The organism is Vibrio sp. Vb0937 (assembly GCF_033338855.1).
This window is the reverse complement of record NZ_JAWOTK010000470.1, coordinates 1-1,027: the sequence shown is the minus strand read 5'-3', so window position 1 is coordinate 1,027 and position 1,027 is coordinate 1. Positions and strand designations below refer to the sequence as shown.

Here is a 1,027-nt window from a genome sequence, read left to right as displayed (position 1 = left end):
CTAAATTCCGTGACGAGCGTCGTCCACGTTTCGGCGTAATGCGTGCACGCGAATTCTGCATGATGGATGCATACAGCTTCGACATCGACAAAGCAGGTCTAGAGAAATCTTACCAAGCAATGCACGATGCTTACTGTAAAGCATTTGACCGTATGGGTCTTGAGTACCGTCCAGTACTTGCGGACTCAGGCGCTATCGGTGGTAGCGGCTCTCAAGAGTTCCACGTACTTGCAGACAGCGGCGAAGACCTAATTGCATTCTCTACTGAGTCTGATTACGCAGCGAACATCGAAAAAGCAGAAGCGTTAGCGCCTGCGGTAGAACGCGCAGAACCAACTCAAGAAATGACACTAGTTGATACTCCAAACGCGAAAACAATCGCGGAGTTGGTTGAGCAACACGGTCTACCTATCGAGAAGACGGTTAAAACGCTATTTGTTAAGGCGTCTGACGAAATCGATGCACCAATCATTGCGTTGATCGTTCGTGGTGACCACGAGCTAAACGAAGTGAAAGCAGAAAACCTACCTCAAGTGGCTTCTCCACTAGAGATGGCATCAGAAGAAGAAATTCGTGAACTGATCGGTGCTGGCCCTGGTTCTCTTGGCCCTGTAGGCCTAGAACTGCCATTCATCGTTGACCGCAGCGTAGCAGTCATGAGCGACTTTGGCGCTGGCGCAAACATCGACGGTAAACACTACTTCGGTATTAACTGGGGTCGTGACGTTGAACTGGGTCAAGTAGAAGATCTACGTAACGTAGTAGAAGGCGATCCAAGCCCATGTGGTAAAGGTACGCTAATGCTGAAACGTGGTATCGAAGTTGGTCATATCTTCCAACTTGGTAACGTTTACTCAGAAGCAATGAACTGTAGCGTTCTTGGCCCTGACGGTAAAAACGTAATCCTAGAGATGGGTTGTTACGGCATCGGTGTATCGCGTGTTGTTGCTTCTGCGATTGAACAGAACCACGACAAATACGGCATCATTTGGCCAGACGCAATTGCACCTTTCCAAGTAGCAATCGT

1 protein-coding gene is annotated in these 1,027 nt (G+C 48.8%); it reads left to right on the top strand.

Annotation, left to right across the window (positions count from 1 at the left end):
- Positions 1 to 1,027, top strand: a 1,027-nt coding sequence (gene proS, locus R7P67_RS26595; RefSeq protein ID WP_318086553.1) for a proline--tRNA ligase, incomplete at both ends; no start/stop codon positions are given.